This window comes from Devosia sp. UYZn731 (assembly GCF_040546795.1).
In the GTDB taxonomy this organism is placed as follows: Bacteria; Pseudomonadota; Alphaproteobacteria; order Rhizobiales; family Devosiaceae; genus Devosia.
This window is the reverse complement of the sequence record NZ_JBEPOL010000014.1, coordinates 50,837-72,441: the sequence shown is the minus strand read 5'-3', so window position 1 is coordinate 72,441 and position 21,605 is coordinate 50,837. Positions and strand designations below refer to the sequence as shown.

The window sequence follows — 21,605 nt, the reverse complement described above, 5'->3', positions numbered from 1 at the left end:
CCCGTGGTTTTTTTTGGGGGGTTTTTTTTTGTGGGGTTGTTACCTTTAAGGCGGGGGGGGGGGCCCCCCCCCCCCCCCCCCCGGGGGGGGGGGGGGGGGGCGGCCGGGGGGGGGGGGGGGCCCCTTACCGGGGTGAAGGTGCCCGCGGAAGGCCCCCTCACCCGCCCCAAGAGGGTCGACCTCTCCCCCAAAGGGAGAGGTGAAGTGCGGCCTCGCCAACCCGGCCAAACTCGGCCATAAGAACGCTGTTCTCATCCAAGGCAATGGCGTGCGGCCCATGCGTTTGATCGTCGTTCTGTTTGCCCTGCTTGCGGGCATCATCCCCGCCTCCGCCCAGCCCATCCCCTACCACGCCGATCCCAGCGCCCGCGAAATCCTGCCCAATCTCGCACCGGTCCCGGCCATCCGCTTCCTCACCACCGCCGATTTCCCGCCTTTCAATTTTCGCGATGCCGGGGGCGAGCTGATCGGCTTCAATATCGATCTGGCGCGCCGCATCTGCACCGAGGTCAACGTTGCCTGCACCGTGCAGGCCTGGCCGTGGGAGCAGGTGTCAAACGCCCTCGCCGACAATCAGGGCGATGCCTTGATCGCGGGCCTCGACATGTCGGCGCAAAACGGCGCCAAGTTCGATTTTTCCAGCATTTACCTGGCTCTGCCTGGCCGCTTCGTCACCCGCGCCGGCGATATCGCGGCCTTCTCGACCGCCGCTCTCAAGGGCAAAACCGTCTCCGTCCGCACCGGCTCGCGTCACGAGGAATTCCTCAAGCGCTACCTGCCCAACGTGACCATCGCGGGCTTCCCCAGCGAAGTCGAAGCCCTCGCCGCCGTGCAAAACAATCAGGCCGAGGCCTTCTTCGGCGACGCCATGCGCGCCTCGTTCTGGCTCAACGAAAACCTGAGCTGCTGCGGCTTTGCGGGCGAACCCTATTTCCGCCCCGACCTGTTCGGCGAAGGCCTCTCCATCGCCGTCCCCGCCGGCCACGACGCCGTGCGCCAGGTCATCGACTGGGCTCTCATCAAGCTCAAGAACAAGGGCACGCTCGACGAGCTGTATTTGCGCTGGTTCCCGGTCGGGTTTTACTGAAAGCTGCCGCTCCCAGCCCTCCCATCAGAGCACAATCTCTCCACACCCACCGTCCTTCCCGCGGACTTGATCCGCGGGCCACTCTCAACTCCGCACCCGTTCTGAAAGGCCCCCGGATCAAGTCGGGGGGAAGGATCGAGAATGGGGCTGGCTCAGTGGGGCGTTGCCAATCCTACCCCGGCATCCGGCGATGCCGTGCCCGCGCCGCCGTCTCGATTGCCGCCGTCACCAGCCGATCCAGATCCATCTTGTCGCGCATCAGTTCGAGAAACCGCAATTCCTCTTGCGTCAATTGCAGATCCACCGCGGTAATCTCCACCACCAGCGAATAGGCCGTGTCCTGCAATTTCTTTGGCAGCGCCGCGATGGCGTCATCCACCAATTGGTCCAGCCCGTCGCCATTCAGCTTGTCGACGCAGTCGTTGGCCACGGCCCCAAGCCGGTCCCGATCAAACCCCTCGAACACCGGCAACCGCCCCACCAGCGTTTCGATACGGCGCAATTCGCGGTCGGTCATGGCGTCGTCGGATGAGGCGGCAACGACCATTAGCTGGATCAGCGCATCGTGGGCGGCGGTGGACATAAGGCAATTCCCCTTGGATCAAGGCCGATACATAGGCGCACTACGCCATTTGGCAAGCGTCCCCAACATTGACGCCCGGCCCCCCAAATGCAACACACCAGCTTCACCTTACCTCGAAAGGGCTGTCCCTTGTCTGCTCCGCTCCCCGCTCTCGATCCTGCGTTTTTCGACGCTGCCCAAACTGCCCGCGCCTGGCCGTTTGAGGAAGCCAAAAAGCTGGTCGCGCGCCTGGAGAAAACCGGCAAGACCGAGGTCCTGTTCGAGACCGGCTACGGCCCCTCGGGCCTGCCCCATATCGGCACCTTCGGCGAAGTCGCCCGCACCACCATGGTGCGCACGGCGTTTCGCCTGCTGACCCGCGATGAAATCCCGACGCGCCTCTTGGCCTTTTCCGATGACATGGACGGCTTCCGCAAGGTGCCCGGCAACGTGCCCAATCAGGAGATGATGGCCAGCTTCCTTGGCAAGCCACTGACCCGCGTGCCCGATCCGTTCAGCAACGAATATCCGTCCTTCGGCGCGGCCAATAACGCACGCCTGCGCGCCTTCCTCGATGGCTTCAATTTCAACTACGAATTCGCTTCCTCGACCGATTACTACACTTCGGGCAAGTTCGACGAAGCCTTGCTGCGCATGCTGTCCGTTTATGACGCCGTCATGGACATCATGCTCCCCAGCCTCGGGCCCGACCGCCGCGCCACCTATTCGCCCTTCCTGCCGATCTCCAAGGTCAATGGCAATGTGCTGCAAGTGCCGATGGTCGAGATCAACGCCAAGGCCGGCACGATCGTCTATATCGACCCTGCCGATGGCGAGAAGTACGAAACCGCGGTCACCGGCGGCGCCGTCAAGTGCCAGTGGAAGCCCGATTGGGCTCTGCGCTGGTTCGCGCTCGGCGTTGATTATGAAATGGCCGGCAAGGACCTGATCGACAGCGTCAAGCTCGCCAGCCGCATCGTCACCGCGCTCGGTGGCAACCCGCCCGAAGGCTTCAACTACGAGCTGTTCCTCGATGAGGGCGGCCAGAAGATTTCCAAGTCCAAGGGCAATGGCCTGACCATCGACGAGTGGCTGACTTATGCGGCCCCGTCGAGCCTGGGCCTCTACATGTTCGGCAAGCCCCGCGCCGCCAAGCGCCTGCACTTCGACGTCATCCCGCGCGCGGTCGACGACTACTACAGCTTCGTCTCCAGCTACCACGCCCAAACCCCGGCCGAGCGGCTGGAGAACCCGGCCTTCCACGTCCACTTCGGCGCCGTGCCCAACCCCGACGTGCCGCTGAGCTTCGCCCTGCTGCTCAACCTCGTCTCCACGGCCAATGCTGAAGACACGACCGTGCTCTGGGGCTTCATCTCGCGCTACCTCAAGGGCGCAACCGCCAAGACCCATCCCGAGATCGATAGCCTCGCCGGCTATGCGGTGCGCTATTTCAACGACAAGGTGAAGCCCACCAAGATCTACCGCGCCCCCACCGATCAGGAACGCGCCGCCCTGCAGGACCTCGCCGACCAGCTCGCCGCCCACGAGGGCTCGACCGACGCCGAAATGCTGCAGAACCTGGTCTTCGAAGTCGGCAAAGCCCACAACTTTGATCCCCTTCGCGCCTGGTTCGGCGCCATCTACGAAGTCCTTCTCGGCCAGACCCAAGGTCCCCGCTTCGGCTCCTTCATCGCCCTTTACGGCGTCGCCGAAACCCGCAAGCTGATCGACACGGCCCTGGCCGGGAAGCTGCTCAAGGCCGAGTAAAGTCCGCTAACCCAGGCCGGTCATTTACCGCACAGGCGGAATGGCTGGCTTGGATGGTATCGACAGCGCGCCAAGACGGCCTGCGCTTTCACCGCGCCGAAATTCACACGTCGATCCGCCCCGCCCGCTGCTAGGATCCGTGGAAGACCGCTTCGATATTGTAGCCGTCCGGATCCAGCACGAAGGCCGCGAAATAGTCTGGATGATACTGCGGCCGCAAGCCGGGAGCGCCATTGTCGCGCCCCCCGTTTCCCAAGGCGGCCGCGTGGAACGAGATCACTTCCTCGCGGCTCATTGCGGTGAAAGCCATATGCACGCGAGGCTCGTGAGGGGTTCCGCGCGAGATCCAGAATGCGCCGCCCGGATCATCGCCCTTTTGTGCCTCGGCCCGGCCAAATCCAATGGCGTTCCCTAGGTCCAGCTTCGCGCCTATTCCCAATGTGGCCAAAACCGCGTCGTAAAATACCCTGGAGCGCGCCACATCCGTGACGTTGATTCCCGTGTGATTGATCATTTGTCCCCCGCAGTCACATCGGCACGGCCAGTCGCGGCAATTGTGCTCACTGACTCGCCCAGATAATCCGCGCGATCCATTCGATCTCGTTCATCTCCAACATCCGCGGCTCATAGGCGGGGTTGAGCGAATGCAGTTCGATCTGCTTGGCACTCTGGCGCGCCAAAATCTTGGCCATCACCTCGCCATCGCGCGTCTTGACCACGACCCGATCCCCACGCCGCACCTGCTGGGTCGGAGATACCACCACGCGGTCCCCCTCGCGATACAGCGGCTCCATCGAATCGCCGTGGATTTCCAGCGCATAAATCCCCGCCTCGCCCGGCGTCGGCAGCGCCACCTCGTCCCAGCCCTGCCCAACGGGAAACCCCGCGCTGTCGAAAAACCCACCGGACCCGGCCTGCGCTAGCCCCAGCAGCGGCACCGTACGCATGCTCGGCGCATCGGAAATTTGCATGAACGCCCCGGTGCCGTTGAGAAAACTGTCAAAGCTCTCCCCCGTGGCATCGAGAATCTTGGAAATACTCTCCGTCGACGGCCAGCGCTCTCGCCCATCCTTGCTGACGCGCTTGGAGACATTGAACGCTGTCGCGTCCAGCCCAGCGAGCTTGGCCAGCGCCGACACGGAGTGACCCTGCCGCCGCGCCAGTGCGTCGATACCATCCCAAATGGCTCTATGTGACAGCATGACCGGATAATCCGAACAGGAAATCAATCTTATATACGGAATTATATCCTATTTAGTCCCATCGACCCCCCTTGTAAAGCCCGCTCTCCGACTGTCCGCTTGCGCACCCACCAACCCGTCGCTAGGGTCCGCGCATGACCAATTTAGACCTGATTTACAAGATTGCCACCGAGGCCATCTACGCCCCCTCGCGCGGCACAGCCAGCTTCCCCGGCATGCCCATTGATGCCAAGGACGGCTATCTGCACCTGTCCACCGCCCCCCAATTGGCCGAAACCCTGCGCCTGCATTTCGCCGGCCAATCCGGCCTCGTCCTCCTCGCGGTGCGCAGCGTCAATCTGGGCGACAAGCTGGTCTGGGAGCCCTCTCGCGGCGGCCAGCTTTTCCCCCACTACTATGGCGCTCTGCCCCTCTCCGCCGTCGCCTGGGAAGCGCCGGTCAGTGTCGCCGCCGATGGCTCCTGCGTACTGCCCGAGGCGGTGCAATGATCTTCGCGCCGCTCTCGCCCCTGCTGCGCCTGCCATTGGTGCAGGGCCTCAGCCAGACTGCCCTGCTGAAAATGGATGCCGAAACCGCCCACGGCGCCACCATCACCGCACTGCGCCTGGGCCTAGCGCCGCATCAGTCCCACCCCGACGCATCCGAATTGCGCACCGCGCTCTGCGGTCTCGACCTGCCCAATCCCGTGGGCATGGCCGCCGGGTTCGACAAGAATGCCGAAGTCCCCCGCCCGCTGGCGCAAATGGGTTTCGGCCTGGTCGAAATCGGCACCGTCACCCCGCGCCCCCAGTCCGGCAATGCCAAGCCGCGCCTGTTCCGCATCAGTGCCGCGCAAGGTGTCATCAACCGCATGGGCTTCAACAATGAGGGCCATGACGCTGCCTTCGCCCGGCTCAAGGGCCAGCGCATTCCCGCCGCCCTCGGCGTCAATATCGGCGCCAACAAGGACAGCGAGGATTTCGTCGCCGACTACGTGTTGGGCGTCAACCGCTTCGCCGATCTGGCCGATTACCTGACGGTCAACATCTCTTCGCCCAATACGCCCGGCCTGCGCAACCTGCAGGGCGACGAAGCCCTGCGCCGCCTGCTCGGCGATGTGCTTTACGCCCGCGCCAAGGCCAAAACCCGCGTGCCCGTCTTCCTCAAGATCGCGCCGGACCTCGACGAAGCCGCCCTCGACGCCATTGCGGCCGTCATCCTCGCCACCGACCTCGATGGCCTCATCGTCTCCAACACCACCATTACCCGCGATACCGTCGCCGGCATGGAGAATGCAGCCGAAACCGGCGGTCTCTCCGGCAAACCCTTGTTCGACCTCGCCACCCAGCGCCTGGCGCAAACCCGCCTGCGCGTCGGCGACTTGCCCATTATCGGCGTGGGCGGCATTCATTCGCCGCAAAGCGCGGTGGCCAAAATCCAGGCCGGCGCCAATGCCATCCAGCTCTATTCGGCGCTGGTCTTTGGCGGGCTCGACCTGCTCGATCGCATCAAGCGCGGCCTCACCGCCGCGGTACGCGCTGAAGGCAAAACCAATATCAGCCAACTCGTCGGCAGCCACACGGCGGATTGGGCAGCGGGCCGCACCCTCGGTTAGGCTGTAAACAGCCCCGCCTTCTTCCGCTCCAGCCCCCACCAATAAATCAGCCCGCGCGCGATGAACCACACATGCAGCGACGCCCATAGCCCCACATTGCCAAACAGCGGCTGCAGGACCAGCGCGGCAATCAGGAACACCACCAGCGAAATCACCATGCCGTCGCGCATCACCGCGTTCAGCGTGGTCCCCACCAAAATCCCGTCAAACACAAAAGCCGGCATGAAGATCAGCGCGCATAGCGAAGCGATCCACAGATAGTTCATCGCCTCCTGCCGCACCGCCTCATTGGTGGTCATGAACCCCAGCACAGTGGGCCCGCCCACATACCACGCCACGGCCAGCCCACCCGATAGGATCAGGCCCCACAACAGACTCAGCCCATAAGCCTGGTTGAAGGCCGGCCGCCAATTGGCGCCCACCGCCTTGCCGGTCAATTGCTCTGCCGCCTGCGCGATGCCATCGAGAAAATAGGCGATCACCATCAACAGATTCAGCAGCAGCGCATTGGCCGATAGCGCCACCTCGCCCATGCGCGAGCCTTGCGCGGCGAACCACGCATAGGCGCCCATCAGCGCCAGCGAGCGGATCATCAGGTCGCGGCTCAATCCGAACATACGCCTGAGCCCGGTCGCATCGAGCAGTTCGCCCGGCTTGATCAACCGCGCCATGGCGGCCAGCCCGCCATAGTGCCGCGCCACCAGCCACAGGCCTACCAGCGCCGCGATCCCTTGCCCCAGCACTGTGCCTAAAGCCGCGCCGGGCACGCCCCAACCCAGCCCATAGACGAACCAGATGCTCGCCAGAATATCGATACCGTGCAGCAGCATTTGCAGCATCATGCCGGTGGTTGCGGCCGCCCTGCCATAAAACCAGCCGAGCAGCGCATAGTTGATCAGCGCGAACGGCGCCGACCAGATGCGATAGCGGAAATAATCCCCCAAAGCCGCTGCGACTCCCGGCTCCGGCGCCAGCAGGCTATTGGCCGCCCACAGGATGGGCCAGCTCAGCGCGATCATCGCCATGCCAATGCCCACCGCCAGCACCAGCGCCCGCGCAAAGTGCAACAGGCCGTCCCGCGGATCGCGCGCGCCCACCGATTGCGCCGTCAGTCCCGCAGTGCCGATACGCAGGAAATACGCCATCGAGAAAATCACGTCGAACACCAGCGCGCCCAGCACCAGCCCACCCAGCAGGGCAGCATCGCCGAGCCGGCCGATCACCGTAATATCCACCAGCCCAACCAGCGGCTCGGTGATGAAGGCGATCGAAGCGGGCAGGGCGATTTTCCACACGTCGGTGTGGCGCACCTGAAACGGATATTGCGGGCGCGCGGGATCGGAGATGGCCATGGCTATGATTCTTGCGGAGGAACGAACGTTCTGTCTAACCCACTACGTCGTTTCCGCGAAGACAGGCATTGCGGGAAGGCCATCGCGCAGGGCAGTGGCACCACCTTGTGAGGGCCACTGAACGGCTCCTCCCCCTTCGAGGGGGAGGCTGGGTGGGGGTTGGAGAGCCCAAATCTGGTAGAAGAAGCCCCCACCTTGATCCTCCCCCTGCAAGGGGGAGGTGCCGACTGAAGCATTGCGCCCAGTGGCTTGTCAGATGCGATGCGCCTCGCTGGACGTCCGGCGCCTACGTCCCCTCATATCCCGCGCAAATCTTCGCCGCCTGCACTTCGACATCGCGCGGATCAAGCGTTGCGGTAGGATTGGCGCGCTCGATATCGCTCGAAATCACGCCCACGCACTGCCCGAACTCGGACGGTCGCGCCATCACCGCACCACCTACGATCACCGAACCCACAATGATCGCCAGCGCCACCAGCCAGTGCTGCATTCAGCCCTCCACAGCCAGGGCGATCACCACATCGGCGCGCCCCTTTGATGCGCTCACCAGATCAAAATTCGGCATATCCGTCCGTTCGATATGGGCGCGGTTGCGTTCTTCGGTAAACAGCCCGGCCTCGGCGTGGCGCTTCAGCAGCCGCGCCTTGACCGTCTCGCGATCCGCATCGATGAACACCGCGTAATCCAGCAGCGGCTTGACCCCCGCCCATGGCCCGTCGGTCAGCAACAGATAATTGCCCTCCACGATCAGCACCCGCACATCGGGCAGCACCGTGAAGGCATTGTCGACCACATCCTCGATCTGACGCGAATAGCCCGGCCCCATCACCGCCGAATTGGCGTGCTTGAGCCGGTGCAGGAAACTGACGAACTCGGCGCCCTCGAAGGTATGCGGCGCGCCCTTGAAATCGACCGTGCCCAGCGCTTCCAGCTTGGCGTGCCGCATGTGAAAACCGTCCATCGGCACCAGCGCCGCGCTGCCCGGCTTGGTGGCGTTGAGCATGGTCACCAGCTCCGCCGCCAGCGTCGATTTGCCGGCCCCCGGCCCACCCGCAATGCCGATAGCGATGCGATGGCCAGCCGCGCTTTCCATCTGCAGGATATGGCTGACCAGCCGCGATAAAGCCTGCTGCGGCGTCAGTTCCAGACGCTGCGGCATCAGCGCCGCCGCGACGTCAGACGCATCACGATCCAGATCGGCACGACGATCGCCGCTCCGGCAATCACATAGCCTGCGACGCTGCGCAGCAGGCCCGTGCTGTCGCGGAACGCATCACGCACCAGATCGATTGCCGCATTGAGCAGGCTTTGCGGGTTGAGGCCGAACACCGACATCAAGAACCCCACCACCAGCGAGATCAGCACCAGCCGCACGACCACCGCGCCCGGTCGGTCGCCCAGCAACCGTTCCAGCTTCGATGGCCGCTCGCGTTCCGTCATCTGCTCGCTCATAGGTGAACCTCCGTGCCGCCTTGTGTGTTGAAGACGATCATATAGGCTCTTTGATGATTTGCAGAAGAGTTCGGTGCCCGTTTCCTTGAGCCAATCTTCATCTAGTCTCTCGCACAGCCCCGGCAGCCGGGTTCCCTCAAGAGGGACGACTGTCCCTTGGCGAACCAGTTCAGTCGACACCTCCCCCTTCCAGGGGGAGGATCAAGGTGGGGGTTTTCCCCAAACACTGAGTTCCCCCCACCCCCACCCAACCTCCCCCTCGAGGGGGAGGAGACGAACGCCCGGTAACGCCAAGTGGGCGCCACGTTGCGCCGGCAAGGTCTCGTGACCAATCTTCCCCCCATCATCGCCGATTGGTTCGCCACCAAAGGCTGGTCCCCCCGCGCCCATCAGCTCGACGTGCTGAACTCCTGGGAGCAGGGCGCCTCTGCCCTGCTGATCGCCCCCACCGGCGCCGGCAAGACGCTGGCCGGGTTCCTCCCCACCCTGACCGACCTCATCGAGGGCAAGCATGAGGGCCTTCACACCCTTTATATCTCGCCCCTCAAGGCGCTGGCCGTCGACGTGGCGCGTAACCTCACCATCCCCATCATGGAGATGAAGCTCCCCATCAAGGTCGAGACCCGCACCGGCGATACCCCCGCCAGCCGCCGTGCCCGCCAGCGCACGGATCCGCCGCAGATCCTGCTGACCACGCCCGAACAGATGGCGCTGTTGCTGAGCCACCCCGAAGCCGCCCGCATGTTCGGCTCGCTCAAGCGCATCGTGCTCGATGAGCTGCATGCCCTCGTCACCTCCAAGCGGGGCGACCTGCTGTCGCTCGCCATCGCCCGCTTGTCGGTCCTCGCCCCGTCCATGCGCATCACCGCCCTCAGCGCCACCGTCGCCCGCCCGGACCTCTTGCGCGACTGGATCGGCCAACCCGCGCCGCAGGCACCCACCCACCTGCTGACTGCCCAGGGCGGCGCGCAACCGGTACTGTCCATCCTGCGCACCGACGAGCGCCTGCCTTGGGCCGGCCACTCCGCCAACTACTCCCACCGCGCCCTCTACGACACCATCAAGGACCACAAGACCACGCTGCTCTTCGTCAACACCCGATCCCAGGCCGAAATGCTGTTCCAGGGCCTCTGGGCCATCAACGACGACATGCTGCCCATTGCCCTGCATCACGGCTCGCTCTCGGTCGAACAACGCCGCAAGGTCGAGGCCGCCATGGTCTCCGGCAACCTCAAGGCCGTGGTCTGCACCTCCACCCTCGATCTGGGCATCGACTGGGGCGATGTCGACCTCGTCGTCCAGGTCGGCGCCCCCAAGGGCTCCTCCCGCATGCTCCAGCGCATCGGCCGCGCCAACCATCGGCTCGATGAGCCCTCCAAGGCCATGCTGGTCCCCTCCAACCGTTTCGAAGTGCTCGAATGCGAAGCCGCGCTCGAAGCCGTCGCCGAAAATCAGCAGGATAGCGAAGATCCGATCCAGGGCGGCTACGACGTCCTCGCCCAACACATTTTGGGCATGGCCTGCGCCGCTCCGTTTTTCGCCGATGACCTCTATGAAGAAATCCAGCATGCTTGGCCATACAAGGACCTGCCACGCGCCCAGTTCGACCGCATCCTCGATTTCGTCGCCACCGGCGGCTATGCGCTGCGCGCCTATGAACGCTATGCCCGCCTTCGCAAAACCGGCGAGGGCATGTGGCGCATTGCCAACCCGCAAGTGGCCCAGCAATACCGCCTCAATGTCGGCACCATTGTCGAAGAACCCATGGTCAAGGTCCGCCTCGTCCGCAGCCGCAGCTTCAAAAAAGGCCAGACAACCGGGCCTATCGGCCGTGGCGGTCGCGTCCTCGGCGAGATGGAAGAGTACTTCTTCGGCACGCTGGCGATCGGCGACACCTTCATGTTCGGCGGCGAAATCGTCGCCTTCGAGGGCATGAAGGACAACGAAGTCTACGTCAGCCGCGCCCAATCCGCCGATCCAAAAATCCCTTCCTACATGGGCGGCAAGTTTCCCCTCTCGACCTACCTCGCCCAACGCGTCCGCCGCATCATGGACACCCCCGAGGACTGGCCAAAGCTTCCGGACTCCGTCAGCGACTGGCTCCGCCTGCAGCAGTTCGCCTCGGTTTTACCCAGTCGAAACAGTCTCTTGGTCGAAACCTTCCCGCGTGGCGCACAGAACTACTTGGTCTGCTACCCCTTCGAAGGCCGCCTCGCGCACCAGACCCTCGGCATGCTGCTCACCCGCCGCCTCGAACGCGCCCGCGCCCGCCCGCTCGGCTTCGTCGCCTCCGAATATGCCCTCGCCATCTGGGGCCTCGGCGACCTCTCCGCCCTGATCCGCACCGACCGCCTCTCGCTCGATGACCTGTTCTCCGAGGATATGCTGGGCGATGATCTCGAGGACTGGCTCGACGAATCCGCCCTGATGAAACGCACCTTCCGCAACTGCGCCATCATCTCCGGCCTGATCGAGCGCCGCCATCCCGGCAAGGAAAAGACCGGCCGCCAGATCACCATGTCCTCAGACCTGATCTATGACGTGCTTTACCAGCACGAGCCCGATCACATCCTGATCCAGGCCACCCGCCGCGACGCCGCCCGGGGCCTGCTCGATATCGAACGCCTCGGCCACATGCTGCGCCGCATCCGCACCCACATCGTGCACAAGCCGCTCGACCGCATCTCGCCGCTTGCGGTCCCGGTCATGCTCGATATCGGCAAGGAACCCATCTTCGGCGAGGGCCGCGAAAGCGCCATGGCCGACGCGGCCGATGAACTGATGCGCGAGGCGCTCGCAGGCAGGGATTCGTAATCGGGCTCGAATCAGCTATTGCGGATTCTGTCGATCAGTTGATGCGCGAGCCCATAGAATCCCGTTGAGCCAGCCTCTATATCAAGCCGAGATCACGGAGACCCCGATCTTGCGCTTTGCCGGACATGTATTTCAGCCTCTGCCCTCCGGCGCGCTCTATTGGCATGCGCAGAAGACGCTGCTGGTTGCCGATCTGCATCTGGAAAAGATGAGCTCCTTCGCCAAGCGCGGCCAGATGCTGCCGCCTTACGATACCGGCCTCACCCTCAAACGCCTCGACGCGGATCTGCGCGCTACCGGCGCCCAGCGCGTTGTCTCGCTCGGCGACAGCTTCCACCGCGACGAAGGCACGACCACACTCAATGACGCCGACCGCGCCCGGATCGACGGCATGACGGATCTCGCTGAATGGCTCTGGCTCTCCGGCAATCACGATCCCAAGCCGCATGCGCTGGGCGGCCAATGCCTGCCCCATCTCGACCTCAACGGCTTGACCCTGACCCACGAGCCCCGCCGCGGCGCCGTCAACCTCGTCGCCGGTCACCTGCACCCGGCAGCTCACATCTATCTCGAAGGTCGCGCCAGCCGCCGTCCGTGTTTCGTGCACGACAATCGCCTGCTGATCCTGCCCGCCTATGGCTCATCCACCGGCTCGATCAACATCCTGTCGCCCGCTTTTGTGGGTCTGTTCCACTGGGCCAGCATCGAAGTCACCATGCTCGGCCGCGACCGGCTCTATCCGGTCAGCCCCAAGCGATTGATCAGGAACTGAGCCTTCCTTCACGTCTCCCTTTGGGGGAGAGGTCGGCGCGTAGCGCCGGGTGAGGGGGCCTTTGCCGTGTTCGGCGCTTGAGGAAGGCCCCCCTCACCGCTTGAACAGCACCCCGCCCAGCCATCCCGTAAACAGCGCCAGGATCACGCACACCACCCCGTACAGCAACGGCTGCTGCACCGAGGCCAGCGCCAAAAACCGTTCGAACCCGATCTTGCGCACCGCGAAGCCCTCGGACTTCCGCGCGATGATCTGACCGTCCTTGAACACATAGGTCAGCGCGATATAGGGCCCCGGCGGGGCATTGCTCGGTAGCGTCAGGCGCGCCGAATAGGTGTTGTCGGACAGAAAGTTGACGCCGCTCTCGTTGACGCCGAACAGGCCCTGCTCAGTCATCAGCCGCACCAGTTGTCGTCCGAACACCGCCGTTTTCCACCAGCCCGCATTATTGGGCACCAGCGTGTGCGACTCCGGCAGGATGAATTGCGTGGTCAGCGTGGTGATATCGGTAATGTCCGCCAGCCGGTCGCTTGCCAGCACATGGAAGTAGCTGGGAAACTTGCGAAAGGTCACCTGGTCGGTGTTGAGCCAGATGCCGAAATTATGCGTCATCTGCCGCGCCGTCCGGTCGGCCGTCGGCCCCAGCACCACCACGATGACCTGGAATGGTCCATTGACGAATTTCTGCTCGGCTCCGGCGTCAGGCGCGATCGAGCCGAAAAAGGTCATCTTCTCGCCGTCGAAGCTCGAGGTGATTTCGATCTCGTCATTCGACATGGTCGACAGCAGCCGGTCGCCCAGTGCCGGCGTCGCCAGGCCGCCCAGCAGCGCCAGCGCGCCGAGCCAGCGCCGCCAGGTCACGACCCCGCTCCGGTGCCGCTGACCACCATGCTGAAGGCGTCAGCCGGCGCCAGCACCAACGTCAGCCCAAACCGGATCGCCACCGCCAGCACCAGCAGCGCCAGCAGCCCGCGCAACTGGTCGCCGCGCAATTGCTTGCCGGCCGAAGCGCCGAACTGCGCGCCCGCCACCCCGCCCACCATCAGGCTGAAGGCCAGCATGATATCGACGCTCTGGCTCTGCACGGCATGCAGGATCGTGGTCGCCGCCATCATCGCCACCACCTGCAGCAGCGAAGTGCCGATGACGACATTGCCCGGAACGCGCAGCAGGTAGACCAGCGCCGGCACCATGATAAAGCCGCCGCCAATGCCCAGCAGCGAGCCGACAAAACCGATGAACAGGCCGATGATCAGCACCGGCAGCACGCTGATATAGAGCTTGGATTTCTTGAACCGCACCCGCATCGGCAGGCCGTGGATCCAGTTATGCTGGTTAGGCAAGCGCTCGCGCACCACGATGCCGCTGCGGCGCTTGAGCAGGGCGCGGGTGGATTCGATCAGCATCAGCACGCCGATAAAGCCCAGCAGCACGAGGAATCCGACGGCAATCACCAGGTCGAGTTGCCCCGCATCGCGCAGCAGGTCGAACGTCGCAACGCCCCCAAAAGCCCCGATAATGCCCGATAGCACCAGATACATCGCCAGGTGCATGTCGATGCCGCCACGTCGATAATGGCTGAGCGCGCCCGAGGTCGAGGCCGCCACCACCTGGCCCGTGACCGAGGCCACGGCCACCGAAGTGGGCACGCCCGAAAAGATCAGCAGGGGGGTCAGCAGGAACCCGCCGCCAACGCCAAACAGGCCCGACAGAAAACCGACCGCCGCTCCGATCCCCACGAGAAAGAAGAGGTTTACGGACATCTCGGCAATCGGCAGATAAATCTGCAAGACCTATTCCGTTCAATGCGTTCGAGTGCGGCTTACGCCGCCATTGCGTCACCACGAAGACGAGGATAACGCCCACAGACTTAAATTGCTTTAAGGGCCTACGTCCGGTTCATACCGCTGTCAAATCATCATCGAAAGGCGCCACGCGACGGCGGGCGCACCGGCGCCGCCGCGTCAATTCAAACGGGTTGACTGCCCAGCACTGCGAGCAGCCGCGGATTGATCGCGCCGCTCTCGGTCATGCCCGTTCCCCGCTCGAATGCCTTGATGGCATCGGCGGTTTTCGGCCCGGCCAGCCCGTCCGGCGTCCCAATATCGTAACCCAGCTTGGCCAGCGCGGTCTGCACCCTGGACACCACTTCCTTGGTCTTGATCGTATCGCCGGGACTGAAGGTCGCCGACCAGGTGCCGATCGGCGCGAAATTGGCGGCCAGGTCGATCGGCTGCGACGTCCACGCGGCGATTTCGTCATTGAGGCGCTTGACCACGTCGGCGGTCAGCGAACGGGCCATGTCGTCGCGGGCCTTGCTGGCATCGGCATCGCCGGTGCGTGCCGCCAGCGAGAACCACTTGTAGGATTGCTCCATGTTCTGGTCCACGCCCAGGCCTCGGGCATAGAGCATGCCCAGGTTGAACTGGCTGTCGGTCATGCCCAGATTGGCGGCCCGCTCGAACCACTCGGCGGCGGTTTCGAACTGCTGGTCACCCAATTGCCCACTGGCATAGAGCGCGGCCAGATTGTGCATGGCCATGCGATTGCCGGCCTCGGCGCCGCGCTGATACCAGAGCTTGGCGATGTCGAGATCCTTGTCGACCCCGTTGCCCACTTCATAGAGGTTGCCCAGCCGGTATTCGGCCGGCACGAAGCCCTGTGCGGCGGCCCGTTCGTACCAGGTCGCGGCAGCCTTGTAGTCCTGGGCGAGGGCGCGGCCCTCGGTATAGATGGCGCCGATCTCGAACTGCGCCCGCGCATCGCCATTGGCGGCGGCCTGCCGCAGTTCGATCGGGCCGACCGCTTCGGGCGCCAGTTCGAACGTGACCGGCGCTGCCGGGGTGGCAGGAATGCTGGCGGTGGTTTCGGGGGCGGCTTGGTCCGGCGCCTCGATTGACGTGATCTGCCCGGCTTCGCCCTTGGCCATCAAGGCCGATGGCATCGGGGTGGTCTCGGGCGTTGCAAACGTCATCGCCACGCGCGAGCCGATCGAGCCGACCGCCAGGGAGTCGACCGGGCTGTCGCTGGATGTACCAGCGTCGCCCAAATCGCCGCTATCGGTGTCGCTCGCAGGCGCCGCGTTCAACGGCGCGGGCGCGGGCACTGCCGGTTCGGTTACGCTCTCGACCGCCTGAGGTGGCGTCGGGCTATTGGCAGGCGCCACGCGCTGCAACACCAGGTTCAGCGCCAGCATCGAGGTGGCAACCAGCACCGCCGCCAGCAGCAGGGGCCGCCGATGACGGGCCAGGAAGCTCTGCTGCTCGATCACGACGCCATCGGCGTCCAGCATCGGCTCGGGCGCGGGCTTGGCCTGCTTGGGGGCCTTCGCGGCTTTGGGCTCCTTGACCGGCTTTGGCCGCTTGACCTCGGCTGGGGCCAGTGTTGGCTCCACCGGGGCATCGCCATTGGGACGGGGCGGCATAACGCGCGACAGCGCCTTGCTGATCAGCGAATTGTTGTCGGTAGCGCTGGCCTGCGTATCCTGCTTGGCGCGCTGCGCCCGCCGGGCCGCGGCCACGAAAGTGCTGGTGCTGGTCTGGTTGAGCGGAGCCTCGGCCTGCACCTGCGCCAAAGCGCGTTCCGGCTCGGGCGCGAACGGATCGCGGCCGGCACTGGCAAAGCTCGACTGCGGCTGCGGCGGCCGCTCGACCGCGTTCGGATCGTATATGGGCTTGGCCGAAACCGCTGGTATCACGGCCTCTGCGGTTACCGCCGGATGAGCCTTGCGCGGCCCGTTCTTGGCTTCGAGCGCCGTGCGTACCGGACCGGCATCCTTGAATCCCGGATCGGTCAGCGGCGCGTCGTCGGCCGGATTGGCCGGCATGGCGTCACTGCGCGCCGGCACATCGGTGCTGCGACGATCGAGCGCGTGCAGCATGTCATCGAGCGTCGCATTGCTGGCAGCGGCCCGGGCCGGCCGGTCGGGCTCCGGAGGAATGGCCGCGGCTTCAAGCCGGGCAAACGGGCGCTCCTGGCGCTGCGTCAGCGCCGTTTCCAGCCGCGCCAGCCGTTCGGCGGTGTCTTTTCCGGCGGTATTCAGCAGCGCCGACATGCGCTTTTCGAACACGTCGACGGTAGCGTCGGTCATCACCGGGGCAGGAGCCGCGGCGTTGGATTTGGCCACGGCCAGCGAGGTGCGTTCGGCCACCATCGCCGCCAGGGCGTTGTAGTCAGGCTGGGCCGCGGGCTCGTCATGGGTCGAATACAGCTTGGCCAGCCCGTCCAGCTGTGCGCCGGTTTCGTCCATGCGCGACATCAGCAGCTTGAGCTGGCTTTCGATTTGCCCGGTTCCGGCATCGCTGCCCGGCGCCGCCAGCTTTTCCGATAGCGCATCAAGCTGGCTTTCGATCCGCGAGAACCGCGGCTCCATGCCGCTCATCACCGCATTGCGCAGTGCCAGGATGTCTTTCTTGAGCCCGGCCACGTCGCCATTGGCGGTCTCGAAGCCGCCGATACGATCGGCCAGCGCGTCGACCTTGCTCATCAGCGTGCCGGGCATGGCTTCGCGATCGCGCATCGCCTGGGTGAAGCCGGCCATTTCCGAGGTCAGCCGTTCGAAATCGCCCGAAGACAGCGCCAGGTTCTTTTCGATCGAGTCGATCCGGTCATAGACATTGCGAACGCTTTTTTCGATTGAAGTCATCGCCGGGGCCAGCGCTTCGTCCATGGCGGGCAGGGCGTCGGCCCGGTCCTCGCGCACGATTTCGCGTTCCATCTGGCTGGCCTGCAGTTCGGCAAGCTTGCCGACCGTGGCCGAAACGTCATCGAGCCGCTTGTTGATGGTGGACAGATCCACCTTGGGCGCATCGCCGATCATGCGGGCCAGCGCCGCGATCTGGGCCTCCAGCCGCTTGACCTGCCCGGTTTCACCTACGGCGCCCGCCAGCAATTCCACCACATGGGTCAATTGCTCGACCTGGTTGGCCACTTCACGCACGCTGCCATTGCTGGCGCGCTGCGACTTGAGGTCGCCTTCAAGCCTTTCGAGGCGCCCCGAAAGGCCCCCGACCAGTGCGTTCAGCTCGCGAAATTCGGGCATGTCCGTGGCCCGGCGTCCCAGCGCCGCGGCGGGTGCGGAAAACTGGCGGCTGCGGATTTCGGCGATTGCCGAGCGGAGCTGGTCGGTATCCGCATCGATCATATCTTCGGTTTCGTCGCGGTCGCTGAAGCGGTCTACCGCGCGCTTGACCGTGCGTAGCGCCTCGCGCCGCCGTGCTGACGGCTCGGGCGTACCGCCGACCTGGTCGCGCAGGCTCCGCACGCGCTGCGACAGCCCCTCAAGCGCGGGATCGACGCGCTCGGTCCGGGCATAGCGCCCCTCCACCTGATCGAGCAGGGCGACCAGTTCGCCACGCAACGCCTGCCAGTCACCCGTATTGAGGTCCTGGTCAGCGTCGGTATTGTCCGAGATGGGGAAGGCGCGGGCCATGATGAGTCCCATTCGTGTGAAACAGCATACCCGGCGACTTCGCCCGAAGGTATGAGGGCCACTCTTGGGAATTTATGGTAAAGAACCCGTTAAGTATCGCTGCAATATGCCCAAACGCGGGTGTTAACGGTGCAATTTGATCGACTTTTGCGCCGCCAAGCTGCCAAATATCGGGCATACTGCGTATGCCGACACGCCGCCGGGAGAAGCCTTCGCATGACGCGCCGCCGCATTATCATTGTTGACGATCACCCACTGTTCCGCGCCGCGCTGCGCCAGACCCTGGTGGGTGGCGACGCCAGTGTCACGGTCGAGGAGGCAGGCGATCTGGCCGGCCTGACCGCCGCGCTGGAGGCCGATCGCGATTGCGATCTGGTCCTGCTCGATCTCAACATGCCCGGCGTGCGCGGGTTTTCCGGCCTGCTGCTGCTACGCGCGCAATACCCCGATATTCCGGTGATGATCATTTCGGCGGTCGAGGACGGCACCGTGGTGCGCCGCGCCTTCGAGCTCGGCGCCGCCGGCTACCTGCACAAATCGGTCGGCCCCACCGAAATCCGCCGCTCCATCGAAACCGTGCTCTCGGGCGAGGTCTTCATCCCCGAGGGCATGACCCTGGCGGGCGAGGACAAGCACACTGCTCTGATGCGGCGCCTGTCCACCCTGACGCCCCAGCAGGTCCGCGTGCTGATGATGCTCAGCGACGGGCTGATGAACAAGCAGATCGCCTATGAGCTGACCATCTCGGAAGCGACCGTCAAGGCCCACGTGTCGGCCATCCTGCAAAAGCTCGACGTCGACAGCCGCACCCAGGCCGTCATCGCCGCCGCCCGCATCGAGGAAGGCCAGTTCGAAGCCCTGTTCTCGATTGGCGCCGAGAAGGCTTAGCTTCATCCGGCCGTGTCGTGGCTCCCATCCACTCTCGCAGCCTCCCCCACCCACCGTCCTTCCCGCGGGCTTGACCCTCGGGCCCCTCGCCACCCCACCGAATTCGGTGCGGCCGGACAGCGCCCCGCGGGTCAAGCCCGCGGGAAGACCGAGTGCGGTGGGGCATCGACTCCCAACGCTTGGCCTCTCGCCTGCGTCGCCTAGATCCATCGCCCCATCGTCCCCTCCCCCTTGAGGGGAGGGCCAGGTGGGGGGAACTCCCCGCGAGAGTGGAGCCAACTGAAACCAACTCCACTCCACTATGTCTGGCCTCGATCTGCTCCCCCACCGCCCTTCCCGCGGGCTTGACCCGCGGGCCTCTCGCCACGCCACCGAATTCGGTGCGACCGGACAGTGCCCCGCGGGTCAAGCCCGCGGGCAGGACCTTGGGTGGGGAATGTGGTGGTCTGGCGCGCTCATCCGAGGGAGACGACTGCTTGCTTCCCCTCCCCCTCCAGGGGGAGGCCGGGTGGGGGTCTCGTTGGCACCCCACCTATCAATCTTATCCCCACCCCCAATTCCCACGCTATCCTGCCCCCGATATCTCCACGTTAGCTGCGGGTTCGCGACGAACGGCCGTGGGGAGTTTGGTGGGAGGGGACGTGGTCGCGCGATCCCTGGGCCAGCGCGACGTTCGTCTCCTGAAACAATGGAGGCCACGTTCGGGCGGCCAGAAACCCCATCGCATGCGGCGAGGCGCTGTCTCGCTTATCTACCAAAACCATGAGGCACGTCTCGCCGCATGCCGCAGTCTTTACAAACCGCAAGCGCAAGCTCGGCGGCGTCTCCGCACGACTATCGACAGATACGACATGGCCGAATGCGGCACCCAAAATCGCAAGGCTCGAAGAGAAAGGCCCGTGGCGTGCAAGCAAACAACTTACCCTGTACCCTGTACCCCGTAGCCCGCAACTGCCTATGCCAGCTTCTTTCCCATCGGCACCCTTTGCCCCGCCAATCCGCTGATCGCCGCGCGCAATGCCGCCGGCTTGACCGGCTTGGTGACGACGGCAACGCCGCGATCTTCGGCAAGCGCCCGCACGGCCGCGCTGCGATCCGCAGTCACCAGGGCCGCCGGCAAATGGCCACCCACGTTGTGGCGCAGCCATTCGATGGCATCGAGCCCTGAGGTCTGGTCGAGGTGGTAATCCATCAGCACCAGATCGGGATACCAGCCCTCCAGCAGCCGCTCGCGATCGATCTGCTTCAGCGAAAGAGCCGTGCGCACATCGCAGCCCCAATGGGTCAAGAGGCCCTGCATTGCCTCCAGGATCGCCCGCTCGTTGTCGACGCAGAGGATCTTGAGGTTGAGCGTGCCGAAATTGGTCTCGCTGGCCACCGGCCCCACCTCCAGCGCCGGCCGCAAGGCCCGCGTCACCGGCAGGAACAGCGAAAACCGCGAGCCGACCCCTTCGGCGCTGTCCAGTTCCAGCGTCAGTCCAAGCGCCGTCACCAGCCGCTGCACGATCGACAATCCCAGCCCCAGGCCCTGCGCCATGCGCGCGCCCCGTTCCAGCCGGGAGAACTCGGCGAACAGCAGTTTATGCTGGTCCTTGTTGAAGCCGATGCCGGTGTCGATCACATCAAGCCGCATGCGATTGCCGCGCCGCCGCAGCCCCACCAGCACCTTGCCGCCGGGCGCCGTATATTTGATGGCGTTGGACACCAGGTTCTGCACGATGCGGCCGATCAGCGCCCGGTCCACCAGCACCGTCGCGTCGGACGCCACGATCTTGAGCGCGATCGAACGCTCGCGCGCCATTGGCCCGAACTCCACCTCGATCTTGCGCAGCAGGTCCTGCGCATTGACTGGCCCCGGCACTGGCTTGAGCGCGCCGCTATCGATGCGCGAAATATCCAGCAGTGCGCCCATGATATCCTCGACAGCCGTCAGCGAGGCCTCGATGGAATTGGCCAGTTCGGCCAGACTGGTCGATTTAGCCCGCTCGATCAGCGTCGAAGTATAGAGCCGCGCGGCGTTGAGGGGCTGCAGCAGGTCATGGCTGGCGGCGGCCAGAAAACGCGTCTTGTCGTGATTGGCCGCATCGGCCTTGGCGCGGGCCACTTCCAGCTCCGAATTGACCCGCGTCAGAGATGCCGTACGCTCCTCGACCCGCCCTTCCAGCGACAGGTTCATCCGTTCCAGTTCCCGCTCGGCCCGAACCCGGTCGGTCACGTCGGCAAAACTGACCACCAGACCCCCATCGGGCAGGCGGCTGGAATGAAACTCCAGTGTTTGCCCGGCGCCGCCAAGTCGCTGCGTCACCGTTGCCGCCACCGCCGTCAGCACGTTGACCCGTTCGATTGCCAGCCGTACCGGATCGCCCGAACCCAGATCGCCCCGCGTACCGAGAAACAGCGCGATGTCGAACAGCGGCGTTCCGGACTGCACCAGCATGTCCGGTAGCGTCAGCAGGTCACGATAGCGCGTGTTGGAGGTGACCAGCCGCAAGGCGGCGTCGAATATGGCAATACCCTGCGGAATATGGTCCATCGCCTGCCGCAGGCTAGGCTCGACGTCGGTGCTGGTAGGCGGCATGGCCATGGGCTGGGAGCTTTTCGTGTTTGGCCGATTATCTGCCCGCAGCCGGCCTGCCGCAAGGCCGCCACCCATTGCAATCGGTCGCATTCTACGAAAGTCTGGT

The 21,605-nt window shown here is 64.7% G+C and carries 18 protein-coding genes; 7 read left to right on the top strand and 11 right to left on the bottom strand.

Annotated elements, in window-relative coordinates; translation table 11 throughout:
• The first annotated feature begins 277 nt into the window (after window positions 1-277).
• Window positions 278-1,087: a transporter substrate-binding domain-containing protein gene (locus ABIB57_RS24810; RefSeq protein ID WP_354044000.1), complete on the top strand. Its 810-nt coding sequence runs from the start codon at window positions 278-280 to the stop codon at window positions 1,085-1,087.
• Window positions 1,088-1,259: 172 nt separating this feature from the next.
• Here the strand turns inward: ABIB57_RS24810 and ABIB57_RS24805 are convergent, their stop codons facing one another.
• Complete coding sequence (locus ABIB57_RS24805; RefSeq protein ID WP_354043998.1) at window positions 1,260-1,670, bottom strand: tellurite resistance TerB family protein; 411 nt, start codon at window positions 1,668-1,670, stop codon at window positions 1,260-1,262.
• Between the two features lie 87 nt (window positions 1,671-1,757).
• On the opposite strand from ABIB57_RS24805, the gene ABIB57_RS24800 reads away from it, so the two are divergent.
• Window positions 1,758-3,416 (top strand): lysine--tRNA ligase, encoded by a 1,659-nt coding sequence (locus ABIB57_RS24800; RefSeq protein WP_502914478.1) that lies wholly within the window; start codon window positions 1,758-1,760, stop codon window positions 3,414-3,416.
• 130 nt (window positions 3,417-3,546) lie between these two features.
• Here ABIB57_RS24800 and ABIB57_RS24795 read toward each other — a convergent pair whose 3' ends face one another.
• Both ABIB57_RS24795 and ABIB57_RS24790 read right to left on the bottom strand, forming a co-directional pair.
• Window positions 3,547-3,930, bottom strand: coding sequence for a VOC family protein (locus ABIB57_RS24795; protein WP_354043995.1), 384 nt, complete (start codon window positions 3,928-3,930; stop codon window positions 3,547-3,549).
• A 46-nt stretch (window positions 3,931-3,976) separates the two neighbouring features.
• The gene (locus ABIB57_RS24790; RefSeq protein ID WP_299724208.1) at window positions 3,977-4,618 is read right to left on the bottom strand and encodes a S24 family peptidase; all 642 of its coding nucleotides are present in this window, start codon (window positions 4,616-4,618) and stop codon (window positions 3,977-3,979) included.
• A 134-nt stretch (window positions 4,619-4,752) separates the two neighbouring features.
• Here ABIB57_RS24790 and ABIB57_RS24785 point away from each other — a divergent pair, with 134 nt between their 5' ends.
• Window positions 4,753-5,106: a DUF952 domain-containing protein gene (locus tag ABIB57_RS24785; protein WP_354043994.1), complete on the top strand. Its 354-nt coding sequence runs from the start codon at window positions 4,753-4,755 to the stop codon at window positions 5,104-5,106.
• The gene (locus ABIB57_RS24780) at window positions 5,103-6,212 is read left to right on the top strand and encodes a quinone-dependent dihydroorotate dehydrogenase (RefSeq protein ID WP_354043992.1); all 1,110 of its coding nucleotides are present in this window, start codon (window positions 5,103-5,105) and stop codon (window positions 6,210-6,212) included. The genes ABIB57_RS24785 and ABIB57_RS24780 overlap by 4 nt, the downstream gene beginning before the upstream one ends.
• On the opposite strand, the gene ABIB57_RS24775 is transcribed toward ABIB57_RS24780, so the two are convergent.
• From ABIB57_RS24775 to ABIB57_RS24760, 4 genes are all read right to left on the bottom strand, one after another.
• Complete coding sequence (locus ABIB57_RS24775; protein ID WP_354043991.1) at window positions 6,209-7,564, bottom strand: MATE family efflux transporter; 1,356 nt, start codon at window positions 7,562-7,564, stop codon at window positions 6,209-6,211. The two genes, ABIB57_RS24780 and ABIB57_RS24775, sit on opposite strands and share 4 nt — an antisense overlap.
• A 286-nt stretch (window positions 7,565-7,850) precedes the next feature.
• The gene (locus tag ABIB57_RS24770; RefSeq protein WP_354043989.1) at window positions 7,851-8,054 is read right to left on the bottom strand and encodes a hypothetical protein; all 204 of its coding nucleotides are present in this window, start codon (window positions 8,052-8,054) and stop codon (window positions 7,851-7,853) included.
• The gene (locus ABIB57_RS24765) at window positions 8,055-8,723 is read right to left on the bottom strand and encodes a nucleoside/nucleotide kinase family protein (RefSeq protein ID WP_354043988.1); all 669 of its coding nucleotides are present in this window, start codon (window positions 8,721-8,723) and stop codon (window positions 8,055-8,057) included.
• On the bottom strand, window positions 8,723-9,016 hold the full coding sequence (locus ABIB57_RS24760) for a DUF6460 domain-containing protein (protein ID WP_299724198.1): 294 nt from the start codon (window positions 9,014-9,016) through the stop codon (window positions 8,723-8,725). Before ABIB57_RS24760 ends, ABIB57_RS24765 begins: the two co-directional genes overlap by 1 nt.
• Window positions 9,017-9,340: 324 nt before the next feature.
• Between ABIB57_RS24760 and ABIB57_RS24755 the strand changes: the two genes are divergently transcribed.
• Window positions 9,341-11,830, top strand: a complete 2,490-nt coding sequence (locus tag ABIB57_RS24755) for a ligase-associated DNA damage response DEXH box helicase (protein ID WP_354043986.1) — start codon at window positions 9,341-9,343, stop codon at window positions 11,828-11,830.
• 64 nt (window positions 11,831-11,894) lie between these two features.
• Entirely contained in the window at window positions 11,895-12,602 is a 708-nt protein-coding gene (gene pdeM / locus ABIB57_RS24750) for a ligase-associated DNA damage response endonuclease PdeM (RefSeq protein WP_354043985.1), read from the top strand.
• A 93-nt stretch (window positions 12,603-12,695) separates the two neighbouring features.
• Here pdeM and ABIB57_RS24745 read toward each other — a convergent pair whose 3' ends face one another.
• The 3 genes from ABIB57_RS24745 to ABIB57_RS24735 form a co-directional block, all read right to left on the bottom strand.
• On the bottom strand, window positions 12,696-13,463 hold the full coding sequence (locus ABIB57_RS24745) for a TIGR02186 family protein (RefSeq protein ID WP_354043984.1): 768 nt from the start codon (window positions 13,461-13,463) through the stop codon (window positions 12,696-12,698).
• Window positions 13,460-14,392: a sulfite exporter TauE/SafE family protein gene (locus ABIB57_RS24740; RefSeq protein ID WP_299724191.1), complete on the bottom strand. Its 933-nt coding sequence runs from the start codon at window positions 14,390-14,392 to the stop codon at window positions 13,460-13,462. The genes ABIB57_RS24745 and ABIB57_RS24740 overlap by 4 nt, the downstream gene beginning before the upstream one ends.
• 179 nt (window positions 14,393-14,571) lie before the next feature.
• On the bottom strand, window positions 14,572-18,033 hold the full coding sequence (locus ABIB57_RS24735; RefSeq protein ID WP_354043983.1) for a peptidoglycan-binding protein: 3,462 nt from the start codon (window positions 18,031-18,033) through the stop codon (window positions 14,572-14,574).
• Between the two features lie 216 nt (window positions 18,034-18,249).
• On the opposite strand from ABIB57_RS24735, the gene ABIB57_RS24730 reads away from it, so the two are divergent.
• Window positions 18,250-18,921: a response regulator gene (locus ABIB57_RS24730; protein ID WP_299724187.1), complete on the top strand. Its 672-nt coding sequence runs from the start codon at window positions 18,250-18,252 to the stop codon at window positions 18,919-18,921.
• Window positions 18,922-19,876: 955 nt separating this feature from the next.
• Here the strand turns inward: ABIB57_RS24730 and ABIB57_RS24725 are convergent.
• Entirely contained in the window at window positions 19,877-21,505 is a 1,629-nt protein-coding gene (locus tag ABIB57_RS24725; RefSeq protein WP_354043981.1) for an ATP-binding response regulator, read from the bottom strand.
• Window positions 21,506-21,605 lie beyond the last annotated feature (100 nt).

Excerpts from the sequence above, each read along its gene's own strand:
- ABIB57_RS24810 (WP_354044000.1), top strand. The coding sequence starts at position 278 with ATGCGTTTGATCGTCGTTCTGTTTGCCCTGCTTGCGGGCATCATCCCC.
- ABIB57_RS24805 (WP_354043998.1), bottom strand. The coding sequence starts at position 1,670 with ATGTCCACCGCCGCCCACGATGCGCTGATCCAGCTAATGGTCGTTGCC.
- ABIB57_RS24800 (WP_502914478.1), top strand. The coding sequence starts at position 1,758 with ATGCAACACACCAGCTTCACCTTACCTCGAAAGGGCTGTCCCTTGTCT.
- ABIB57_RS24795 (WP_354043995.1), bottom strand. The coding sequence starts at position 3,930 with ATGATCAATCACACGGGAATCAACGTCACGGATGTGGCGCGCTCCAGG.
- ABIB57_RS24790 (WP_299724208.1), bottom strand. The coding sequence starts at position 4,618 with ATGCTGTCACATAGAGCCATTTGGGATGGTATCGACGCACTGGCGCGG.
- ABIB57_RS24785 (WP_354043994.1), top strand. The coding sequence starts at position 4,753 with ATGACCAATTTAGACCTGATTTACAAGATTGCCACCGAGGCCATCTAC.
- ABIB57_RS24780 (WP_354043992.1), top strand. The coding sequence starts at position 5,103 with ATGATCTTCGCGCCGCTCTCGCCCCTGCTGCGCCTGCCATTGGTGCAG.
- ABIB57_RS24775 (WP_354043991.1), bottom strand. The coding sequence starts at position 7,564 with ATGGCCATCTCCGATCCCGCGCGCCCGCAATATCCGTTTCAGGTGCGC.
- ABIB57_RS24770 (WP_354043989.1), bottom strand. The coding sequence starts at position 8,054 with ATGCAGCACTGGCTGGTGGCGCTGGCGATCATTGTGGGTTCGGTGATC.
- ABIB57_RS24765 (WP_354043988.1), bottom strand. The coding sequence starts at position 8,723 with ATGCCGCAGCGTCTGGAACTGACGCCGCAGCAGGCTTTATCGCGGCTG.
- ABIB57_RS24760 (WP_299724198.1), bottom strand. The coding sequence starts at position 9,016 with ATGAGCGAGCAGATGACGGAACGCGAGCGGCCATCGAAGCTGGAACGG.
- ABIB57_RS24735 (WP_354043983.1), bottom strand. The coding sequence starts at position 18,033 with ATGGCCCGCGCCTTCCCCATCTCGGACAATACCGACGCTGACCAGGAC.
- ABIB57_RS24730 (WP_299724187.1), top strand. The coding sequence starts at position 18,250 with ATGACGCGCCGCCGCATTATCATTGTTGACGATCACCCACTGTTCCGC.
- ABIB57_RS24725 (WP_354043981.1), bottom strand. The coding sequence starts at position 21,505 with ATGGCCATGCCGCCTACCAGCACCGACGTCGAGCCTAGCCTGCGGCAG.